Here is a 22,264-nt window from a genome sequence, read left to right as displayed (position 1 = left end):
CTTCATAATGAAATTCAGTCATGAATGGTTACAAACTTGGGTCAAACCAGGTCTTACAAATGAAGCGCTCGCTCATCAAATTACGATGGCCGGCCTAGAAGTTGACGGTATTGATGCTGTTGCTGGTGATTTCTCTGGTATCGTTGTAGGTCACGTTGTTGAATGTGGTCCACACCCAGATGCTGATAAGTTACAAGTGACTAAAATTGATATTGGTTCTGAAGAGTTAATTGACATCGTATGTGGTGCAACTAACTGCCGTGCAGGACTGAAAGTTGCGGTTGCAACAGTTGGTGCTGTATTACCAGGTGATTTCAAAATTAAAAAAGCCAAACTACGTGGTCAACCATCACACGGTATGCTTTGTTCTGAATCTGAAATGGGTATGGCTGAATCAGCAGACGGTATCATTGAGTTACCGTCTGATGCGGTTCCTGGTACTTGTATTCGTGAATATCTTGGTCTTGATGATGTTACTATCGAAGTTGACCTTACACCTAACCGTGCAGATTGCTTAAGTATCGCTGGCATTGCACGTGAAGTGGGTGTTTTAAATAATATCGCTGTTACGGCGCCTGAGTGGATAAATGTAACTGAAACAAGTACAGAAACTGTAAGCGTTTCTGTAACGGCTACAGAGCAGTGCCCTCGTTATCTTGGTCGTGTGATCACTAACCTTGATATGACTGCAAAAACACCATTATGGATGGTCGAGCGTCTTCGTCGTTGTGGTACTCGCTCAATCGATCCAATCGTTGACGTTACTAACTACGTATTGCTAGAACTTGGTCAACCAATGCATGCATTTGACCTTGCTACTTTAACGGGTGCTATTAATGTTCGTCTTGCAACCCAAGATGAAAAACTAACATTACTCGATGGTAATGAAGTTAAGTTGAATGACAATACACTGGTTATTGCTGATGACAGCGGCGCAATCGCAATGGCGGGTATTTTCGGCGGCGAAAAAACAGGTGTAACGGCTACCACAAACTCTATTTTACTTGAGTCTGCGTTCTTTAGCCCGTTAGCTATTACTGGTCGCGCTCGCGCATACGGCCTGCATACAGATTCTTCACACCGTTTCGAACGTGGTGTTGATTCAGAGCTTCAATATCAAGCGATGGAACGTGCCACACAGTTGATTGTTGAAATCTGTGGTGGTGACGTCGCGCCTGTTGTTGATGTGACTACCGAGTCTGCATTACCGATACATGCGCCAATTAAATTACGTCGTCATCAATTAGATAAAGTGATTGGTTACCATGTTGAAGATGCGAAAGTAACTGATATTTTAAACAGTTTAAGTTTATCTCCTACGTTTGAAAATGAGTCATGGACAGTCACTTCGCCATCTTTCCGCTTCGATATAGAAGTTGAAGTCGATTTAATTGAAGAAGTAGCCCGTGTATTCGGTTATGACAATATCCCAAATGTTGCACCTGTTGCGCCATTGAAGATGACAGATCATAATGAAGCAACATTACCTGTTCGTCGGATTCGTGATTTAATGGTTAACCGTGGTTTCCAAGAAGCAATCACATATAGCTTTGTAGATCCAAAACACCAATTATTACTACACCCTGAAGCAGATCATCTCGTATTGCCACATCCAATTTCAATTGAGATGTCAGTAATGCGTGTTAGCATGTTTACCGGTTTGATTGAAGCTGTTGTTTCCAACCAAAAGCGTCAGCAACAACGTATTCGTTTATTTGAAACTGGTCTTACTTTTATTAAAGATGAGTCAGTTGAAAATGGTGTGCTACAAGTTCCTATGCTTGGTGCCATTATTGCTGGTACAGCGAATGCTGAATCATGGAATCAAGAAAGTAAGTCTGTAGACTATTTCGACCTTAAAGGTGATTTAGACGCATTATTAGACCAAACATGTAATTCAGATGAGTTTGTATTTAAACGTGCAAGTCACCCGGGTTTACATCCTGGTCAAAGTGCTGAAATATTCCACGATGGTCGTTCTGTTGGTCATATCGGTGCTATACATCCTTCATTAGAAAAGAAGTTAGGCCTAAATGGTTCAACGATTATTCTAGAGATTGAACTTGCAACATTAACATCTCGCAAGTTACCGCAAGCTCTTGAAATTTCTAAGTTTCCTGCTAACCGTCGTGACATCGCTATGATTGTTAAAGACGACGTTAATGCTGGTGATGTTCTGAACTTTATCAAAAAAGTTGGCGGGAATCAGTTAGTTGGCATAAACTTGTTTGATGTATACCAAGGTACAGGTGTTGTAGAGGGTCATAAGAGCCTGGCAATCAGCTTAACCTTACAAGATATCTCACGCACCTTGGAAGAAAAAGAAATATCAGAAGCAGTTAATAATATTGTTGAAGGTATTTCATCTGAATTCAATGCATCCTTGAGGGATTAATTTATGGCACTAACCAAAGCTGATATTGCTGAAACATTATTTAACGATGTAGGTCTGAGTAAACGTGAATCTAAAGAAATGGTAGAAGCTTTTTTTGAAGAAATCCGTTTATCTTTAGAAGTTAATGAACAAGTTAAAATATCTGGTTTTGGTAATTTTGACCTTCGTGATAAAGGTGAGCGACCTGGTCGTAATCCTAAAACAGGTGAAGATATACCAATTACAGCTCGTCGCGTTGTGACTTTTAAACCGGGTCAGAAATTGAAAGCGAAAGTTGAGACTATCTCAAAAGATTAGAGTTTAATCAGATAATAAAAAACCGGCGAATGCCGGTTTTTTTATGCCTGTTATAAATGTTCATAACAGTGTCAGATATATTATTACCCTACAACATAATAAAAGGAAGTAGGGTAAGTGCTAAAGGAATTAACCGCCTAGCTTATCTGATGCAATATGGTACTCAGGATCTTCAATTAAATTCACTTCAATCATATCGCCTGCACGCTTCATTAATTTCTTACATTCTAATGAAAGGTGACGAAGGTGTAATACTTTACCCGCTGCAACATAACGTTCTGCTAATGTATCTATGGCTTCAATTGCAGAATGATCACATACACGTGAGTTAGCAAAATCAATGATTACATCTTTAGGATCTGCAGCTGTATCGAATAGCTCTAAGAAGTGACTAACAGAACCAAAGAACAGTGGACCATTCACTTTGTATACTTTATTACCAGATTCTTCGATAGATTTCTCTGCGTTGATATGTGCGGCATGTTCCCAAGCGAAACGTAATGCAGAAACAATAACACCAATGATCACTGCGACAGCTAAATCAGTGAATACCGTGACGATTGTGACTAAGAAAATAACAAAAGTATCTGCTTTTGGAATCTTGCGAATAACACGGAACGTTGCCCATTCGAATGTACCGATCACAACCATGAACATTACACCAACAAGCGCTGCTAATGGAATCACTTCAATAAGTGATGAGAAAAATAGGATAAACATCAATAATGAAATAGCCGCGGTAATACCAGATAAACGACCACGACCACCAGAGTTAATATTGATCATCGATTGACCGATCATTGCACAACCACCCATAGCACCAAAGAAGCCGCTTACGATGTTTGACGCACCTTGTGCAACACATTCACGGTTACCTTTACCACGCGTACCCGTCATCTCATCAATGACGGTTAATGTTAGTAGTGACTCAATCAGGCCAACTGCAGCAAGGATTAATGAGTAAGGTAAGATGATATAAAGTGTTTCTAGATTAAATGGCACACTTGGAATACTGAACGTTGGTAGTGAACCTGAGATAGTTGCATTATCATCACCAGTCATAGAACGCACAAAATCGACAACAGTACGTGTGTCTAGACCCATGTAATAAACAATTAGCGTTACGGTTACAATCGCAACGAGCGAAGAGGGAACTGATTTTGTTAATTTAGGTAAGAAATGAATGATAGCCATCGTTAAAGCAACTAAACCAAGCATAATGAATAATTGAGTATCTTGTAGCCAAGCTAGATTACCATTACTGTCGATAAACTTGAATTGACCTAGTTGCGCTAAGAAGATAACAATCGCAAGACCATTCACAAACCCCATCATTACTGGGTGAGGCACAATGCGAATGAATTTCCCGAGTTTAAAAATACCCGCGAGCACTTGCAATAGACCTGCAAGTACAACGGCGGCGAATAAATATTGCACGCCATTGTCAGCTACAAGCGATACCATTACAACAGCCATAGCACCGGTTGCACCAGAGATCATGCCAGGTCGACCACCAAAAACTGCAGTGATTAAACCGACCATAAATGCTGCATATAAGCCGACTAGCGGTTCAACACCTGCTACAAAAGCAAATGCAATTGCTTCAGGCACAAGTGCGAGTGCGACGGTTAAACCAGACAAAACATCATTTTTTATTGATGCTATCGAATATTTTGGAAATTCAAACATAAATTATAAGTTACCGAGTTGTCATTAATGAATAAAAATAAATAAATAAAATAAAATAAAATAAAAGGATCATGTAAATTTGACATGATCCTAGTTATTAAAAGTGTACTAAGTAAGTACTAAAAAAGCCGCATAACATGCGGCTTTTTTATTTAGCTAATAGTTATTGCGTATTAATCGTTATTATTTAGCTAATTTGGTTGGCGATTTGCTTTGTGACGATGCAAATTGACTACCACCAGGTCCAGCCGCTACATCAATAGATGGGCGTTGAACAACACCAACTTTAGCAACAAAGTTAGTTGTCGAAGGGGCTACCGGTTGAGGTGTTGCCATTTTAACGGTGAAGTTAGTTTTCTTTGATGTAGTGCCCTGTACTTGTAATGCAGGTACAGACGTTACTTCGATAGCTTGGTAAGAAACCGGAGCTTCAGCAACAACTGGCGTTTCAGCAACAACTGACGTTTCAGCAACAACTGGCGTTTCAGCAACAACTGGCGTTTCAGCAACAACTGGCGTTTCAGCAACAACTGGCGTTTCAGCAACAACTGACGTTTCAGCAACAACTGACGTTTCAGCAACAACTGGCGTTTCAGCAACAACTGGCGTTTCAGCAACAACTGACGTTTCAGTAACAACTGGCGCAGTGCCTGGACGAGTTGCTGGGGCTGTATGCATTTGGCGTGTTACGGATTTAGTTTCAATCTTTACACGCTCAGCCGATGCTTTAGCTGTTGGTGTTACTATCATTGATGTAGTTTCAGCTACTGGTGCTGGTTTTGCCGCTGCCGCTGTATGCATAACAGGTTTAGTCACTTCAGCAGTAACAGGTTTAGTTACTTCAGCAGTAACCGGTTTAGTCACTTCAGCAGTAACAGGTTTAGTCACTTCAGCAGTAACAGGTTTAGTCACTTCAGCAGTAACAGGTTTAGTCACTTCAGCAGTAACCGGTGTAGTCACTTCAGCAGTAACAGGTGTAGTCACTTCAGCAGTAACAGGTGTAGTCACTTCAGCAGTAACAGGTTTAGTCACTTCAGCAGTAACAGGTGTAGTTACTTCAGCAGTAACCGGTGTAGTTACTTGCTCTGTTTGTACTTGAGCATGTTCATTTTTTTGAACATCACTAGTCTTAGTATTTCGAAGGTTACGACGAGTACGCTTAGCGGGTTGAGTGTTTTCATCACGCTGAAGCATATCAGAAATAACAGATGTTTCAGAGTTTTGCTCTGATTCAATGGTTACTTCCGGTTCGTTGCTGGTCACTCGTATTTTTTTACGCAGGGTGCGGCGTTGACGACGTTCAGCTAAAACAGCTTGATTTTGAGCGCTACCTTCTTCTTTTGTTTCTTTTACGTCTTTCGACTGTACAGCAGGTTTGTCTTGAGTTGATGTTTTTTGCTTAGCTTCGAACTTATTATGTTGTTTTACTTCAACGTCTGCTTTTTTATTTGCGTCTTGTTGTTTGTTCTCAACATTTTCAGGATTGCGAGGCTTGCGATTGCGACGATTGCGTGGTTTACGCTGTTCATCACTTTCACGGTTACTCGAGATTTTATCAGCTACCGGTTTTTTAGGTGCTTGTTTAACCGTTTCTTTAACAACAACTTTTTCATCGCTTGAAAAGAAATCTGTAATTGCTTTACCAAGACGACTAAATACTGATTCTTTATGAACAGCTGGCTTAGTTGATGTCGCTTGAGCCGGTGCTTTAGATTTTGTAGTGGAGGTTGCTTTTGTAACCGTTTGACTTGGTCTAACCGATGCTGCTTCAGGTGAATTGATTTGCTGCACAAGCGGCTGTACTGTTTCGTTATTTACTTTAGGCTCGTAACGGGCGAATTCACGAGGTTTTGCTAAATCAGTACTCGATAACTCTGAGCTATCGTCATCAGCTTTAACACGAGAAACTTCAAAATGAGGCGTTTGTAAATTCTCATTTGGAATGATGAAGCTTTTAACTTTATAGCGTTTCTCTAAACGTAGGATTGAGTTACGTTTTTCATTTAATAGGTAAGCAGCAACTGGGACCGGTACTTGCGCTACGATGTGATTGGTATTTTCTTTTAGCGATTCTTCTTCGATTAAACGTAGAATAGACAGTGCTAAAGATTCATTATCACGGATCGTACCTTGACCATCACAGCGAGGGCAGACATGCGTACTTGATTCGCCAAGAGAAGGGCGGATACGTTGACGAGACATTTCCATTAAACCAAATCGTGAAATTCGGCCTAGTTGAATTCGAGCGCGATCTTGTCGCACTGCATCTCTTAGACAATTTTCAACTTCGCGTTGATTTTTAACCGGACCCATATCAATAAAATCGATAACAACAAGACCACCTAGATCACGTAGACGTAGTTGACGAGCAATCTCATCTGCAGCTTCTAAGTTAGTGGTTAACGCAGTCTCTTCAATATCACCACCGCGTGTGGCACGTGCAGAGTTAATATCGATTGAAGTGAGGGCCTCAGTTGGGTCTATAACAATTGAACCACCTGATGGAAGACGAACTTCGCGTTGGAATGCTGATTCGATTTGAGTTTCAATTTGGTAATGATTGAATAAAGGCACATCACCTTGATACAATTTTATACGGTCGATAAAGTCTGGACGTATTAATTTGATGCGGTTTTTAGCTTCTTCAAACGCTTTTGGATGGTCGATAAGGATCTCACCAATATCACGACGAAGATAATCGCGGATAGCACGAGCTATCACGTTACTTTCTTGATGGATTAAGAAAGTACCTTGTCGATCTTTTGCGCTGTCTTGAATGGCTTGCCAGTGATTTAACAGTACTTTAAGGTCCCAATCGAGCTCTTCTGCAGATTTACCCACACCAGCAGTACGAACAATGAGTCCCATGCCTTCTGGTAATTCTAATGTAGCAAGCGCAGTTTTTAGTTCTGTACGCTCATCACCTTCGATACGACGTGAAATACCGCCTGCACGAGGATTATTTGGCATTAAAACAAGATAACTGCCGGCTAAACTAATGAAAGTTGTTAATGCAGCACCTTTGTTACCACGTTCTTCTTTTTCAATCTGAACGATTACTTCTGTACCTTCTGCAACTACATCCTTAATGCTTGGACGCCCACGTTGCTTACCTGTACCTTGTTTGAAGTAGGCGCGAGAGATTTCTTTAAGAGGAAGGAAACCGTGGCGGTCTGCACCGTAATCAACAAAAGCAGCATCTAAGCTTGGTTCTACACGGGTGATTTTACCCTTATAGATATTCGCTTTTTTTTGTTCATGGCCAGGGCTTTCAATATCTAGATCATAAAGGCGTTGCCCATCTACTAGCGCAACGCGCAACTCTTCTTTTTGAGTTGCATTAATTAACATTCTTTTCATTTTATGTTGTTACTTATAAATTAATTTTCATGCTTGGATAAATTAGTTAGACGTACACCTGGCCTTGTGTCTGTAGATAATCAACCTCTCGGCTGTTTAAATTAAGGCGCTGTTAGATGCTCTAAATGTGATCAAGTGTCTTACGATCATTTCTGCACTTATTAGATTCCATCAATAACTAACGTGTATAATTGCATTCGAAAAGGTGTCATACATAGAAGTTGAATTGCGGGAGGTGGTATCCTGTTGGATAAATGAAACTCCCTATCAACGTACACCTTAATATACAAAATGTACGCTAAAAATCCGCAGCAAGAATAACGGTATCCTGGTTATTCTGAAATTATTAATATAAATAAATGATTATTTATATTAATAGCAGATATACTAAAGCCATGATCATTCTTGGCTGTATTTTTTTAGCAGTACAGAGAGCATTATCCCATTGCCTGCATTAATATAGCAAGTTAACTTTCCATTCAATTTAGAAATATGTTTCAAATTGATACTTATACGCATTTTGAGTTAGATAATAAAATAATTATGACCGATAAAATTTCACCTAAAGTAGAATTTGTAACCATTACTGAAGATTATCAAGGACAGCGCATTGATAATTTTTTACGCACCAAATTAAAAGGTGTGCCAAAAAGTATGATTTATCGCATCATACGTAAAGGTGAGGTGAGAGTTAACAAAGGAAGAATTAAACCTGAGTATAAATTACAACCTGAGGATATTGTTCGCGTACCACCAGTACGTGTTTCTGAAACGGAAGCTATTTCACCATCTGCGAACCTTGATTCTGTTCGTGCGCTTGAATCGAAAATTATTTATGAAGATGACTACTTAATTGTCATCAACAAACCATCTGGAATGGCTGTTCACGGTGGTAGTGGATTAAGTTTTGGTTTAATTGAAGGTTTACGTGCCATTCGACCTGATAGTCGATACCTTGAATTGGTACATCGTTTAGATCGCGATACTTCAGGTTGCTTACTGGTTGCTAAAAAACGGAGTACGCTAAAAGCACTGCATGAACAATTACGTTTGAAAACTATGCAGAAAGATTACCAAGCATTGGTTGCAGGCGCATGGCCACGCAGTACTAAAGTAGTCAATGCACCTTTATTAAAGAATACGGTTAGTTCTGGTGAGCGCATCGTACGCGTGGATGAAGAAGGTAAGCAATCTCAGACTCGTTTCAAAATCATTCAACGTTATGAACATGGTACCTTGATTCAAGCAAGTCCTATTACTGGTCGAACGCACCAAATTCGCGTACATGCATTACATGCAGGTCATCCAATTGCTTGTGATGATAAATATGGCGATAAAGATTTTACGAAACACATGAACGGCTTAGGCTTGAAACGTTTGTTCTTACATGCTGCGCGCTTAAAATTCTTTAACCCGGGTACAGAAGAAACACAAGAAGTTGAAGCGCCGTTAGACATGGCATTAGTTAAAGCGTTAGCAAAATTGAAAAAATGTTAAATAACTAAGTTATTAATTGTTACTCACTTGCAAACCGATTTAAAAGCCAGCATCACCTATGCTGGCTTTTTAGCCCTCCAAAACGTCGTATCCTTGTTTCTGTAAAATCTCAACTAAACTGATGAGCGGTAATCCGATTAAAGTATTTGGATCTTTGCCTTCTAACTTAGAAAATAATGCGATACCCAGTCCTTCACACATAAAACTACCTGCGCAATTATACGGTTTTTCTGTTTCTAAATAATATCGAATTTGCTTAGCTGTGAGCGTTCTAAAATGAACAATGAAGCGTTCAACTATTGTATCTGTACGACCTGTGTATTGATTTACCACAGAAAGCCCTGTGTAAAAAGTTATATTTTGTGCAGAAACGGCAGATAATTGTGCAAAAGCTGTTTCAAAATTACCAGGTTTACCTATTATTTTGTTATTAATGACACAAACCTGATCCGATCCGATAGATATTGAGTTACTATACTTTCGACTGGCAGCTTGGGCTTTTTCTAGTGCTAGGCGTGATACTAGCATTTCGGCCGTTTCGTTTGGCCGCTCGGTTTCATCGACTTTTGGGTTGAAGGTGTCGAAAGGGCAATTTAGTTTTTCTAAGATCCGTTTACGAAATGGCGATGTTGAAGCAAGGATCAGTTTAGGTTTCATGGTTTATCTATCATCAATTATTTAATTATTTGATGATTTTAACGACAAATGACCTATTTTTGTAGGGAAAATTGATTTTTTTTCATTTTCCTTTTGACTCTAACATGATGAATCTATATTATTCGCAACCTATGAAAAAGGTAAAACTACCAGTAACTGTTGATCCTTATCGTACCGCTCAACAAAAGTTGGACTTTAACACTCGTGTTGAAGCTCATCTGTTGAAACGTATTACGGATGCAACGGCAGGTGAACCAAGTGATGCAGATGTATCCATTTCGTTCAGTAAAGACAGTCAAGGTCTCGTAGTGATACAGGGTAGCGTATCACTAACTGTTAATCTTGAATGTCAGCGCTGTGGCGGGATATTTACGCAAGCTTGTGAAACTGAATTTAGATTTAGTCCTGTGAAAAATGATTCTCAGGCCGATGATCTGCCAGATGCTTATGAGCCCATTGAATTGGACGCAAATGGCGAAGTTAATCCGATTTCATTTATTGAAGATGAAGTGATTATCAATTTACCTCTGGTTGCTTTGCACTCCGAGGAAGATTGTTCAGTGAATCCCAATAACATGAGTTTTGGTGACATCGAGCCTGCTGATGAGCAGCCCAACCCATTTGCAGCTTTATCTAAATTAAAGCGCAAGTAATTAGGAGTATAGGTCAATGGCCGTACAAAAAAGTAAAGTAACTCGTTCACGCCGTGGTCAACGTCGTTCACATGACGCTCTAACTGCAGCAGCTACAACTGTTGACGTGACTTCAGGTGAAACTCACCTACGTCACAATGTAACAGCTGATGGTTACTACAAAGGCGTTAAAGTAATTAACAAATAAGTTATATTACTTTGCCTAATCTAACAATTGCGTTAGATGCCATGGGGGGCGATTTCGGCCCCCATGTCACTATCCCCGCCGCAATAAATATACTGAAAAAGTATAAAAATATTTCTATTTACCTCGTCGGTAACGAAGCTGAAATAACCTCTTTATTACAGCATACTTCTACGTCTATTAATTCCCGTTATACAATTATCCCTAGTATCGATGATATACCCATGGATCTTGCACCAGCATTAGCGCTGCGTAATTTTAAGCAATCCTCTATGCGTATGGCATTGAGCCTTGTCCGTGAGGGTAAAGCACAAGCTTGTGTGAGTGCTGGTAATACCGGTGCATTAATGGTGCTTTCAAGACATTTACTTAAAGTCCTGCCTTTTGTGGATAGACCGGCTTTAGTCTCTACACTGCCTTCTGTGACCAAACAGCCTGTATATATGCTTGATTTGGGTGTTAATGTAAGCTGTGATGCGGATGCTTTATTCCAATTTGCTTTAATGGGTTCTGCACTTGCTGAGCATGTCGGTAATATACCGAATCCAAAAGTTGCGTTACTTAATGTCGGGCAAGAGGATATTAAAGGTAATGATCTGGTCAAACGAGCAGCGCAATTACTTTCTGAGCATGAAAGCTTAAACTATATTGGTTTTATTGAAGGCAATGATATTTTTACTGGTAAAGCTGACGTCATTGTATGCGATGGTTTTACCGGTAATGTAGTGCTTAAAACCAGCGAGGGTGTCGTTGATTTGGTTATCTCTCAACTTACATCTGTATCAAATAAGAACATATTTACTAAATTATTATCATTATTGGTCAAACCACTAATAATGAACAGTCTGAAACGTTTGAAACCCGACCAGTATAACGGAGCAACTTTGTTAGGATTAACGGGTATTGTAATTAAGAGTCATGGTAATGCTGAACAGCTTGCCTTTGAGTTTGCAATTGAACAGGCTGTAAAAGAAGTTGAAAGCGGGTTAGTAAAAAAAATATCCGCAAATCTTGATCTTATTGATTAAGATTCAATTTAACTCATTTAATTTGCCTCTTCTCTTGAAAAATTCAACCGATATCCTCATATTACTTTTTAGTTAGATAAGTTCATTTTCAAATCGACACATGAATTTTTATTAATTTTTTATAGGTAATTTATGTCAAAGTATGCAGTAGTATTCCCAGGTCAAGGCTCACAAGCAATCGGTATGCTTGCTGATCTTGCTCCAGATCATCCGGTCGTAGAGCAGACGTTTTCACAAGCAAGTGAAATTCTTGGCTATGATCTATGGGATTTAGTGCAAAATGGAACAGTTGAAGATTTAAGCCAAACTCATATCACGCAACCCGCATTATTGGCTACCTCTGTTGCATTGTGGCGAATTGCTGCCGCGAAAGAAACGTTTAAACCATCGTTACTTGCTGGTCACAGTTTAGGTGAGTACTCAGCATTAGTATGTGCTGGTGTGATTAAATTCGAAGACGCAATTGCACTTGTGGAATTACGTGGGCAATTAATGCAACAAGCCGTACCACAAGGTATTGGTGCAATGGCCGCTGTTATTGGTTTAGATAATGATGCGACAATTGCAGCTTGTGTAAAAGCGGCTGAAGAAGAAGTGGTATCAGCGGTAAACTTTAATTCTCCTGGACAGGTGGTTATTGCCGGTAATAAAGCCGCGGTTGCGCGTGCGTCTGAATTATGTATTGAAGCGGGTGCCCGACGTGTTATGCCTTTACCAGTAAGCGTACCGTCTCATTGTTCGTTAATGAAACCTGCTGCTGATGAATTAAAAATCGCATTACAACAAGTTATTTTTAATACTCCTGTCATTAAGTTGATTAATAATGTTGATGTAGCGTCACCAACGGATTCGGATAGCATTAAAGATGCGCTTATACGTCAACTTTATATGCCAGTACGCTGGACTGAAGTGATAGAAGCGATGGCGAAAGAAGACATTACAGCGTTATATGAATTCGGTCCTGGTAAAGTACTTACAGGACTTGTTAAGCGTATTGATAAAACGATTAAAGGTAGTGCAGTAAATAATCAAGCAACATTTGCTGATTTTTGCATAACAGTAGGAATAAATAAATGAGTTTTTCAAGTAAAACCGTACTCGTTACAGGCGCAAGCCGTGGTATTGGTCGCGCCATTGCGGAACATTTTGCAAAGTTAGGTGCCAAAGTTATTGGTACAGCAACTTCTGCACAAGGTGCTGAGCGTATTGGCGCTTATTTAGGTGATGCAGGATTTGGTTTAGAACTTAATGTGACAAACCAAGATTCAGTTGATGCATTATATGCTGAAATCAAAACCCGAGTTGGGCACATTGATATTTTGGTGAATAATGCCGGTATTACAGCAGATAATATTTTCTTGCGTATGAAAGAAGATGAATGGTGTAATGTTATTGATACCAACTTGACCTCATTATATCGTTTATGTAAGCCTTGCTTACGAGGCATGATGAAACAGCGTTATGGTCGTATTATTAACATCGGTTCGGTTGTTGGCTCTACTGGTAATGGTGGTCAAGCCAACTATGCTGCTGCTAAATCAGGCTTATTAGGTTTTACTAAATCACTTGCAATTGAAATTGCGTCTCGTGGCATCACTGTGAATGCCGTCGCACCTGGTTTTATCGAAACTGATATGACGAGTAAATTAACGGAAGAACAAAAACAAACAATATTAGCTCAAGTACCAACCAATCGTCTTGGTAGTACTGCAGAGATAGCTGAAACTGTTGGATTTTTAGCATCTGATGGTGCAAGCTATATTACGGGTGAAACTATCCATGTAAATGGCGGCATGTATATGGCTTAGCCGTTTATATTTGATTTTGTTTGTAAATTTGCGATCTTTTTCACCAATCGTGGTTTGACCACCGAGTTAGGGGTTGCAAGTTTATGAGTAATCAATAAACTACTAATCAAAGCATTAAATATTTTTCAAAGGAAAGTAAACATGAGTAACTTCGAAGAACGCGTAAAAAAAATTATTATCGAACAACTAGGTGTTAAAGAAGAAGAAGTTAAAAACGAAGCTTCTTTCGTTGATGATCTAGGTGCTGATTCTCTAGATACAGTTGAACTTGTTATGGCTCTAGAAGAAGAATTCGATACTGATATCCCGGATGATGAAGCAGAGAAAATCACTACTGTTCAAGCTGCAATCGACTTCGTTGTTTCTAGCGCTAAATAATTCAGCTGATTAGTTTCTCACTGAGAAATAATCAAATTAAAATAATTATAATGATGACGTTATAATTATTTTTATAAATATTAAAAGCGGTCGCAAGACCGCTTTTTTTTTGTCTATTTGGAGAACGAGTGTGGCTAATAGAAGAGTTGTAATTACAGGATTAGGTATTGTTTCACCGGTTGGTAACACTGTTACGACTGCATGGGAAGCAATTAAATCTGGTACCAGCGGCATTGAAAATATTGAGCACTTTGATACCACTAATTTTTCAACAAAATTTGCTGGCTTAGTTAATAATTTTGATGCTGAAGCGGTTGGGCTCAATCGTAAAGACTGCCGTAAAATGGATTTATTTATTCAATACGGGATCGTAGCAGCAGAGCAAGCAATTAAAGATTCAGGGTTAGTCATTACTGAACAAAATGCAACCCGAGTTGGTACTGCAATTGGTTCTGGTATCGGTGGACTAGGTCTGATCGAGCAAAATGTGCATAGTTTTGTTAAAGGTGGGGCACGTAAAGTGAGTCCATTCTTTGTACCGTCAACGATTGTTAATATGGTTGCTGGTCATGTGTCTATCCGCAACAACCTGAAAGGTCCAAACATTGCCATTGCTACGGCTTGTACGTCTGGGACGCACTGTATTGGTCACTCTGCGCGTATGATTGCATATGGCGATGCTGATGTAATGGTCGCCGGTGGTGCAGAAAAGGCATCAACAGAAATGGGGATGGCGGGTTTTGGCTCAGCGAAAGCATTATCAACACGTAATGATGAGCCACAAAAAGCCAGTCGACCTTGGGATAAAGATCGAGATGGTTTTGTGCTTGGCGACGGTGCAGGCATTTTAGTACTGGAAGAATACGAGCATGCAGTAGCACGTGGTGCAACTATCTATGCTGAATTAGTTGGTTTTGGCATGAGTGGAGATGCATTCCACATGACGTCACCTCCTGAAGACGGAGCCGGTGCTGCGCTTGCAATGAGTAATGCAATTGCTGATGCGGGTATTAAAGCCAGTGATGTGGGTTATGTAAATGCGCATGGCACGTCAACACCAGCTGGCGATAAAGCTGAAACCGCCGCCATTAAATCTGTATTTGGCGAGCACGCTTATAAACTTGCTGTTAGTTCCACAAAATCAATGACAGGGCATCTTTTAGGTGCCGCTGGTGCAATCGAGGCTATTTTTACAATCTTAGCTTTAAGAGATCAGATCTTACCGCCAACGATCAACTTGGAAAACCCGAGTGAAGGTTGTGATCTGGATTTTGTCACTGATGGCGCTCGTGCAGTGAGTATGGAATATGCGTTATCCAACTCATTTGGTTTTGGTGGTACTAATGGTTCTCTGCTATTTAAAAAAGCGGACTAATATATCAAAGACCTAACGTGAGATGCTTAATTACTCATTTTGGTATAACAAACATAATAAATAAGTGTTTTCGTTATTTGTTATTCACATGTAAGGTGATTAAACACACCTTGCATGTATCAAACAATTTTTCATTGGTGTAAAATGTGTGCTGAATTTAATTTATGCATCGAGCTATGAAAAAGATAATTACTGCTATTTCCTTACTGTTTACCATTCTATTGATTGCTGGTGTATTTTTCTATTCACGCTTCCAATCATTTGTATCAGCCGAACGCGTACAAACAGATCATATCCTTACTGTTTCTTCGGGTGATACCGCACAATCAATTGCTAATCAAATGATTGTGGAGAGTAACTTTGAATCTAAAGTCTTTTTACGTGTCTTTTTTAAACAAAACCCCGATATTACCAATATTAAACTTGGTTCGTATCAAGTAACAGCAGGCTGGAATTTCCAAACGTTATTCGAGCACCTGGTGTCTGGAGACGAATTTCAGCATAAAATCACCTTTATCGAAGGCTCAACATTTAAAGAGTGGCGTAAGCAGTTATCTCAAGCAACGGGTATTATTGATGATACGGCTGACTTATCTGAAGTAGAATTAGCGAAATTATTAAACATAGAAAACTCAAAGCTGGAAGGCTTGATGCTGCCTGAGACTTATTTTTATCCGCAGGGGATGTTAGTTTCAGCGCTATATTTAAAATCACATCAAAAACTCCAAGCCTATTTAAATACAGCGTGGGAAACACGAGATAAAAAATTACCGCTAAAGACACCTTATGAAGCGCTGATTCTTGCTTCTATTATCGAAAAAGAGACGGGATTAGAAAGCGAAAGAACGACGGTATCGTCGGTGTTTATTAATCGATTGAATCGACGTATGCGTTTACAGACTGACCCTACCGTCATTTATGGCATGGGTGATGACTATAAAGGTAATATCCGTCGTAAACACCTACGTCAAAAAACAGATTACAACACCTATGTGATTAGAGGTTTACCGCCAACACCGATTGCAATGGTTGGAAAAACATCGATTGATGCGGCATTGCATCCAGCTAAAACAAGCTATTTATATTTTGTTGCCAGTGGTGACGGTGGTCATTATTTTTCAAAGAATTTAAAAGAACACAATCGTGCTGTTCGTAAATACATTTTAAAAAGATAAATTGAAGAGAGTTATTGTGCAAGCAAAATTTTTAGTAATCGAAGGCCTTGAAGGCGCAGGTAAAAGTACCGCAGTAAGCACTGTGATTAATTGGTTAGCGGAGCAGGGGATCACCGATGTGATCACCACACGTGAACCAGGCGGAACAAAATTAGCCGAAAAGATGCGTGCTATTGTTAAAGACGTTGATACCGAAGAGCCGTTGACTGAATCAGCCGAGTTAATGCTAATGTATGCAGCACGTGCACAATTAGTGGAACATGTTATTAAACCAGCCCTAGCGAAAGGTCAATGGGTTGTGGGTGATCGTCATGATCTTTCTTCTATAGCTTACCAGGGTGGCGGCCGTGGTTTTGATATTGGTGTGTTGAATACACTACGTCAAGTAGCTATTGGTGACTTCAAACCAGATATGACGTTATTGTTAGATATCGATCCCGCGGTGGGCTTAGAACGCGCTAAAGTACGCGGTGAATTAGACCGTATTGAATTAGAACAACTGTCTTTTTTCGAGCGTATTGGCGCAAAATATCAAGAACTTGCAGCCGCGGATGACAGTATTTATTGTGTTGACGCTGGTCAGAATATTGATAATGTTCAAGCACAGATCCGTGACGTATTAGCCAATCATGTTGATTGTCATAATAGAAATGTAGATTAATTAGATGCTATATCCTTGGTTACTACCTCATTGGGAAAAACAACAGACGCAAATGACAGCAGGTCGTTTACATCATGCGTTGTTTATTACCAGTGCTAGCGGTATGGGTAAACTGTCGTATGCGCAGACACTTGCCCAAACATTATTATGCAAAGACCCAATCGGTTGGGAACCTTGCCATCAATGCCATCCTTGTCAATTATTTGAAACCAGTGTACATCCTGATTATTATTTGATTTCCACCGAACCCGGTAAAGTGATTGGTGTTGACAGAATAAGACATATCAGTCAGAAGTTGAACGAACACTCACAACTTGGTGGTAATAAAGTGGTGATCATCGAGCATGCTGAAAGTTTTAATTTAGCCTCTGCTAATGCATTGCTTAAAACATTAGAAGAGCCGAGTAATGGTAGCTATCTCATTTTGCTTGCCGAGAATAAGTCTCAGGTACTGCCTACTATTTATAGCCGTTGTCAGAAATTGCATCTGCCAGCCCCTGCAGAGCAGGAGTCCATGGCATGGTTACAACAGCAGTTTCCGATAGAAAGTCCAACGCTGACCGCTATTCGCATTAATCATGGTGCACCGTTGCACACGCTAAGCTACTTAAATAACGGTGATGATGATTTACGTAAAGAGATATTCTCTAATATTATGTTGTTAACAACACAGCCAGCGGCGATCACCCGATTATGTGAAATAATCTCTGATCGTACTTTAGAAAAACTATCTTGGTTACAATTTATCTTACTTGATTTACAGAAAGTTAAGCGTGGGGTCGGCATTGATTATATTGTCAATACCGATCAGCTTGAATGGTTAACGCATTTCTCAACGCAATTATCACAAGATAAAATTACTCAACTACAATCAGAATTAACAGAGTTACGTCGGCTATTAATGCAAAATAATAATTTAACCGCTGAAACATTGGTTCTGTCATTCTTAATTAAACTAAAAAGATTTATAAATTAATATGTTAGTAGATTCTCATTGCCATTTAGATGGCCTAAATTATGATTCCATTCATACCGATCTTGCCGACGTGGTTAACAAAGCCGCGGAGCATGGCGTATCGCATTTATTAAGCGTATCAGTGACTTTACCACGCTTCAAAACCATGATTGAACAGATTGCTGAATTTGATAATATTCATGCTTCATGTGGTGTTCATCCACTTAATCTTGAAGATGAATACGAAAAGTCAGAATTATTGGCATTAGCACAAAACGAAAAAGTCGTCGCTATTGGTGAAACGGGTTTAGATTATTTCTATTCACCTAAAAACAAAGACATTCAGCAAGCGTCATTTCGTCATCATATCCAAGTTGCTATCGAGCTGAATAAACCACTGATTATCCATACGCGTGGCGCAGTTGATGATACGATCCGTATTTTAAAAGAAGAAGGCGCAGAAAAAATTGGTGGCGTGATCCATTGTTTCACTGAGTCAGATGCGATGGCTGCTGCGGTATTAGAAATGGGCTTCTATATCTCTATCTCTGGTATTGTGACGTTCAAATCAGCAAAAGATCTGCAAGCGGTGGTGAAGACAATCCCTGCGGATAGATTATTAGTTGAAACAGATTCACCGTACTTAGCACCTGTCCCTTACCGTGGTAAAGAAAACCAACCTGCTTATGTGCGTGCTGTCGCCGAGTTCGTTGCTGATTTACGTGGGGTAACCTTCGAAGAATTAGCAGAATCAACGACAGAGAACTACTTTAAGCTGTTTAACGCTAAAAAGTAATATCGATTTGATATAGCATCTTGACGTAACTTGGATATATACCGTACTATCTCGATATTCGTGTGACGATGTATCGAATTAAATCATTTTTTGGAGGCATTTTGGCCCACCTAATTACCTATACATATAAAAAACAAGATAAGAAAATTCCATTTTCATACAGACAGTTCCACCATATCTATGAAGCGGCAGCTGCAGAAGAAGGCATCGACTTAACGCAATATTTGATAATGGAAAAACAAGTTGAAGATGTATCGAAAGGTACTAAATCAGTAAGAGAATTCCGTAAAAACCATTTTACTAAATTAGGCTTTACTAATATGTGGTTTATTAAAGATGGTATTGAAGAATAACAAGTAAATGATAAATTGTTTTAACCATTCATGAGTAATCTATGAATATGTTAAAACTAAACAATAGGTGGTCAATGAAGACCACCTATTAAAATAGCGTTAACTAAACGCTATGACAGTAACGTTAAACCAGTTGGTAAACTGTCACCAAAGATACGCTTCATTACAGTGTCATCTGACGACTGCACATCACGTACTAATGCTAACCAAGCGTCCGATAATTTACTCTGTGTTAATTTATCTAGCACAGCGTCTCTGACTTTATCTTGAATATCCATTTCTCTATCACCGGTTTTTCTGGCAATCATGACGGCGGCAAAAGCAATGTGAGGTTCTTTTTGCCAATTAGCTGCAAGTAATGTATTTAGCCAGGTTTCAACAATATGACGTGGGATGACATTATGCTGGCTACCATAAAACGCAACACGAGATGCGACACGACCTAATGCCCACCAATGTAATTGCTGATTTTGTGGTTTCTTTAATTTAGCCAGTAAGTATTCACCAAACTCCACTTTTAGCGCCACGGGAATATGTTCGAGTGAGGCGGCCAGTCGAATAATATCATCATAGCTGCGTTGTTTAGCCTGATTGATGATTTTGGCATGTTTATTACTGTCTTCAACAAAGTAGATAGAAAGCGTATCGTATATTTCGATTTGCTGTTGTTCGTTAAGGCCACCAGCAATACGGCGCCATAAATTCCACCAATCACTCCATGACTGGGTTGATTTATTGTATTGAATCGCTGATTTGAATATTGGCCAAATTTGTTCAATACGCCAATCATCAGCAGGGTAGCCAAAGCCCGGACGAAGTAGGAAGCTGGTTAGTTTTAACCAATTACGTTCATGTTGTTCTGTGCGGCGGCGGTTTTTAGCAAATTGTAAACAAGGGGCTGCAAGTTCACGTAATAAATCGGTATCCCAAGTATCACGTTTACCCAGACGTTTATCCAGATCAGTACGTAATGATTTAACTAATTTAGGATCACTTTTTTTACTACTGGCACCATACACAGCTTCAATTAATTTAATTGCATCGGGCAGGTTAGGGTGAAGCTGCTTAATATCCTTGATATCTTTAGAGTCATTTGCGGATATTTTGTTGCTACGGCTTGGTCGAACAGAGAACTCTAATGCCCAACGTTGTTTACTGTTGGTTTCACTCACACATTCCAGTTGTAAGGTACCAATGCTGCTTAGCTTGCAAGACAAGTACACGGACTCAAAACGTTTGTGATCTTTGTGCTCAGGAATAGTAACGACAAAAGGCGGTAACGGCGTTTTACCTTTGAGTTCAGTTGTTATTATATCTCCAGGCTTGAAGTTATTTTCATGACTGGTGGTCGCAAGATTAAAGCGAATAGGTTCACCGATCGTTAATGAAAATAAACGGCTATCTAAATTGATGACTTGCTCATCTTCGGTACCCTTAGGTAACAGGCAAATGGACTGAGGCTGACCCGAACGGTCGGTTATTTCAATGAAATAGTTACGAGGACTACCACCGCCAATTTGTTTTTGCTTACCCATTTTAGCAAAACCAAATTCAACCGCGCCATAAGCAACGGACAAGTCTGGATTACCATTGTGCAGCATCTGAACTTTTTGTTTTTTCCAACCGGATAACACTTTTTCAATTTGCAATTTCACTTGCTGGCTATTAAAAATACCTCCATTAACAAGGATTGCCGCTGGTACGATTGTAGGATCATAATCTTCAGCTGCGTCTACGTCGTAATAAGTATGGATGAACTCGGCAATATGTTTTGAAATCGCAGGATCAGACGTATAAGGTAAACCAAATTCAACTACCGCATTTTTTCGGTGTGTTGGTAATTCGTTAAAGCTACTATTTGGTAAGAAACCATTAAACACCATATCGATAACTTCATTTTTTGTCAGTTCACATGTCTTCGATTGCGCAATCAGTTTCGAACCACGTCCAAGTAAAGTAATTGATGTCGTGCTAGGTGGTTGCTCAGACAAAAACAGTTCTTTTGCTTGGCGAGTCTGTTGTATTAGTTGCCCTAATGCAGCTGATTTTAACCGTTGGTCTGGTGATATTCTTGATTCAACAATATGGGCTAAGGCTAAATCTATGTTATCACCACCGAGCATTAAATGATCGCCCACGGCAACACGGTTTAAATTCAATTCACCATGTTCTAATGACATTTCGATTAAACTTAAATCTGTTGTACCACCACCGATGTCACAAACCAGCATGGTTTTATCATGTTCGATTAAATCAGTTTTGGCTTGTTTATTACGGTGATACCAGTCGTAACAAACGGCTTGAGGCTCTTCTAATAACGTTACCTTGGTTAAGCCGGCCAGATCTGCTGCTGCCAGCGTTAAGGCTCGGGCTGTATCATTGAATGACGCTGGCACTGTGATGGTGATGTTTTGATCGGCAAGTAAATGGTCTGGATTATGGTAATTCCAAGATGCTTGAAAATGGGCAAGGTAGCTTGCACTGGCAATAACAGGCGATACTTTTTCAATATTATCTTCAACAGCCCAAGGCAAAATCGCAGCTTGGGCATCGATACTTGGATGGGACAGCCAACTTTTGGCGCTTGAAACTAAGCGCCCTTTGGTTTTGGTGCCTAAATCGCGTGCCCATTGACCCACAATTACATTGCTAATTTCACCGTTAAAGTTAATTTTTTGCCACGGTAAAACACAATCGGTTGTGGCAATTTCGTTGTCATTAAAGTGATAGCGGAATGAAGGCAATAACGGTTTTCTTGCGACTTCGCCAGGACCAACCAATTGGTCTACGAGAAAAACGGACGCGCTGGCTTGATAATCATCGATGTTTTTATAAGAAAGAACACTGTGGGTAGTGCCAAGATCGATGCCAATTACATATTGCGCTGTTTTAGAAACAGGTGAGGGCATTAAAAACTCCATATAATAAAACTCAGGGTAAAGCGCCCTGAGTTAAGTACATATCTATCAATATAAAACGGTGTCGTGATGCTGCTAAATCATG

Annotated in this window: 19 protein-coding genes; 15 read left to right on the top strand and 4 right to left on the bottom strand. The window is 39.7% G+C overall.

Going from position 1 to position 22,264, the window contains the following annotated elements; all coding sequences use genetic code 11:
* The first annotated feature begins 7 nt into the window (after positions 1-7).
* Positions 8-2,395 (top strand): phenylalanine--tRNA ligase subunit beta, encoded by a 2,388-nt coding sequence (gene pheT / locus MORIYA_RS04580; protein ID WP_112713072.1) that lies wholly within the window; start codon positions 8-10, stop codon positions 2,393-2,395.
* Between the two features lie 3 nt (positions 2,396-2,398).
* The gene (ihfA, locus tag MORIYA_RS04575) at positions 2,399-2,692 is read left to right on the top strand and encodes an integration host factor subunit alpha (RefSeq protein WP_006033911.1); all 294 of its coding nucleotides are present in this window, start codon (positions 2,399-2,401) and stop codon (positions 2,690-2,692) included.
* A gap of 129 nt (positions 2,693-2,821) precedes the next feature.
* On the opposite strand, the gene MORIYA_RS04570 is transcribed toward ihfA, so the two are convergent.
* Positions 2,822-4,381 carry a SulP family inorganic anion transporter gene (locus MORIYA_RS04570; RefSeq protein ID WP_112713070.1) on the bottom strand — a complete coding sequence of 520 codons (1,560 nt, stop codon included), beginning with the start codon at positions 4,379-4,381 and terminating at the stop codon, positions 2,822-2,824.
* Positions 4,382-4,564: 183 nt separating this feature from the next.
* Entirely contained in the window at positions 4,565-7,741 is a 3,177-nt protein-coding gene (rne, locus tag MORIYA_RS04565) for a ribonuclease E (RefSeq protein ID WP_112713068.1), read from the bottom strand.
* A gap of 543 nt (positions 7,742-8,284) precedes the next feature.
* Between rne and rluC the strand changes: the two genes are divergently transcribed.
* Positions 8,285-9,238: a 23S rRNA pseudouridine(955/2504/2580) synthase RluC gene (gene rluC, locus MORIYA_RS04560; protein ID WP_112718444.1), complete on the top strand. Its 954-nt coding sequence runs from the start codon at positions 8,285-8,287 to the stop codon at positions 9,236-9,238.
* Positions 9,239-9,307: 69 nt separating this feature from the next.
* Here the strand turns inward: rluC and MORIYA_RS04555 are convergent, their stop codons facing one another.
* On the bottom strand, positions 9,308-9,895 hold the full coding sequence (locus tag MORIYA_RS04555) for a Maf family protein (protein ID WP_112713066.1): 588 nt from the start codon (positions 9,893-9,895) through the stop codon (positions 9,308-9,310).
* Between the two features lie 131 nt (positions 9,896-10,026).
* On the opposite strand from MORIYA_RS04555, the gene yceD reads away from it, so the two are divergent.
* The 12 genes from yceD (at position 10,027) to MORIYA_RS04495 (ending at position 19,261) form a co-directional block, all read left to right on the top strand.
* Positions 10,027-10,548 (top strand): 23S rRNA accumulation protein YceD, encoded by a 522-nt coding sequence (gene yceD, locus MORIYA_RS04550; protein WP_174216963.1) that lies wholly within the window; start codon positions 10,027-10,029, stop codon positions 10,546-10,548.
* Between the two features lie 16 nt (positions 10,549-10,564).
* Complete coding sequence (gene rpmF, locus MORIYA_RS04545; protein WP_006033904.1) at positions 10,565-10,735, top strand: 50S ribosomal protein L32; 171 nt, start codon at positions 10,565-10,567, stop codon at positions 10,733-10,735.
* A gap of 11 nt (positions 10,736-10,746) precedes the next feature.
* Entirely contained in the window at positions 10,747-11,760 is a 1,014-nt protein-coding gene (plsX, locus tag MORIYA_RS04540; protein WP_112713062.1) for a phosphate acyltransferase PlsX, read from the top strand.
* Between the two features lie 132 nt (positions 11,761-11,892).
* Positions 11,893-12,837, top strand: a complete 945-nt coding sequence (gene fabD / locus MORIYA_RS04535) for an ACP S-malonyltransferase (protein WP_112713060.1) — start codon at positions 11,893-11,895, stop codon at positions 12,835-12,837.
* Positions 12,834-13,568, top strand: coding sequence for a 3-oxoacyl-ACP reductase FabG (gene fabG / locus MORIYA_RS04530; RefSeq protein ID WP_112713058.1), 735 nt, complete (start codon positions 12,834-12,836; stop codon positions 13,566-13,568). The genes fabD and fabG overlap by 4 nt, the downstream gene beginning before the upstream one ends.
* 141 nt (positions 13,569-13,709) lie before the next feature.
* Complete coding sequence (gene acpP / locus MORIYA_RS04525) at positions 13,710-13,946, top strand: acyl carrier protein (protein ID WP_006033900.1); 237 nt, start codon at positions 13,710-13,712, stop codon at positions 13,944-13,946.
* A 130-nt stretch (positions 13,947-14,076) separates the two neighbouring features.
* Positions 14,077-15,321: a beta-ketoacyl-ACP synthase II gene (gene fabF, locus MORIYA_RS04520; RefSeq protein WP_112713056.1), complete on the top strand. Its 1,245-nt coding sequence runs from the start codon at positions 14,077-14,079 to the stop codon at positions 15,319-15,321.
* A 176-nt stretch (positions 15,322-15,497) separates the two neighbouring features.
* The gene (mltG, locus tag MORIYA_RS04515; RefSeq protein WP_112713054.1) at positions 15,498-16,496 is read left to right on the top strand and encodes an endolytic transglycosylase MltG; all 999 of its coding nucleotides are present in this window, start codon (positions 15,498-15,500) and stop codon (positions 16,494-16,496) included.
* Between the two features lie 16 nt (positions 16,497-16,512).
* On the top strand, positions 16,513-17,157 hold the full coding sequence (tmk, locus tag MORIYA_RS04510; protein ID WP_112713052.1) for a dTMP kinase: 645 nt from the start codon (positions 16,513-16,515) through the stop codon (positions 17,155-17,157).
* A 4-nt stretch (positions 17,158-17,161) separates the two neighbouring features.
* On the top strand, positions 17,162-18,133 hold the full coding sequence (gene holB / locus MORIYA_RS04505; RefSeq protein ID WP_112713050.1) for a DNA polymerase III subunit delta': 972 nt from the start codon (positions 17,162-17,164) through the stop codon (positions 18,131-18,133).
* Position 18,134: 1 nt separating this feature from the next.
* Positions 18,135-18,908 (top strand): TatD family hydrolase, encoded by a 774-nt coding sequence (locus MORIYA_RS04500; RefSeq protein ID WP_112713048.1) that lies wholly within the window; start codon positions 18,135-18,137, stop codon positions 18,906-18,908.
* Positions 18,909-19,009: 101 nt separating this feature from the next.
* Positions 19,010-19,261 (top strand): DUF2960 domain-containing protein, encoded by a 252-nt coding sequence (locus MORIYA_RS04495; RefSeq protein WP_043994895.1) that lies wholly within the window; start codon positions 19,010-19,012, stop codon positions 19,259-19,261.
* Between the two features lie 110 nt (positions 19,262-19,371).
* On the opposite strand, the gene MORIYA_RS04490 is transcribed toward MORIYA_RS04495, so the two are convergent.
* Complete coding sequence (locus MORIYA_RS04490) at positions 19,372-22,170, bottom strand: Hsp70 family protein (protein ID WP_112713046.1); 2,799 nt, start codon at positions 22,168-22,170, stop codon at positions 19,372-19,374.
* Between the last annotated feature and the right edge of the window lie 94 nt (positions 22,171-22,264).

Source organism: Moritella yayanosii (assembly GCF_900465055.1).
GTDB classification, from domain to species: domain Bacteria; phylum Pseudomonadota; class Gammaproteobacteria; order Enterobacterales; family Moritellaceae; genus Moritella; species Moritella yayanosii.
Note: the sequence above shows the minus strand (reverse complement) of the source record. Positions and strands in the feature narration are given on the sequence as shown.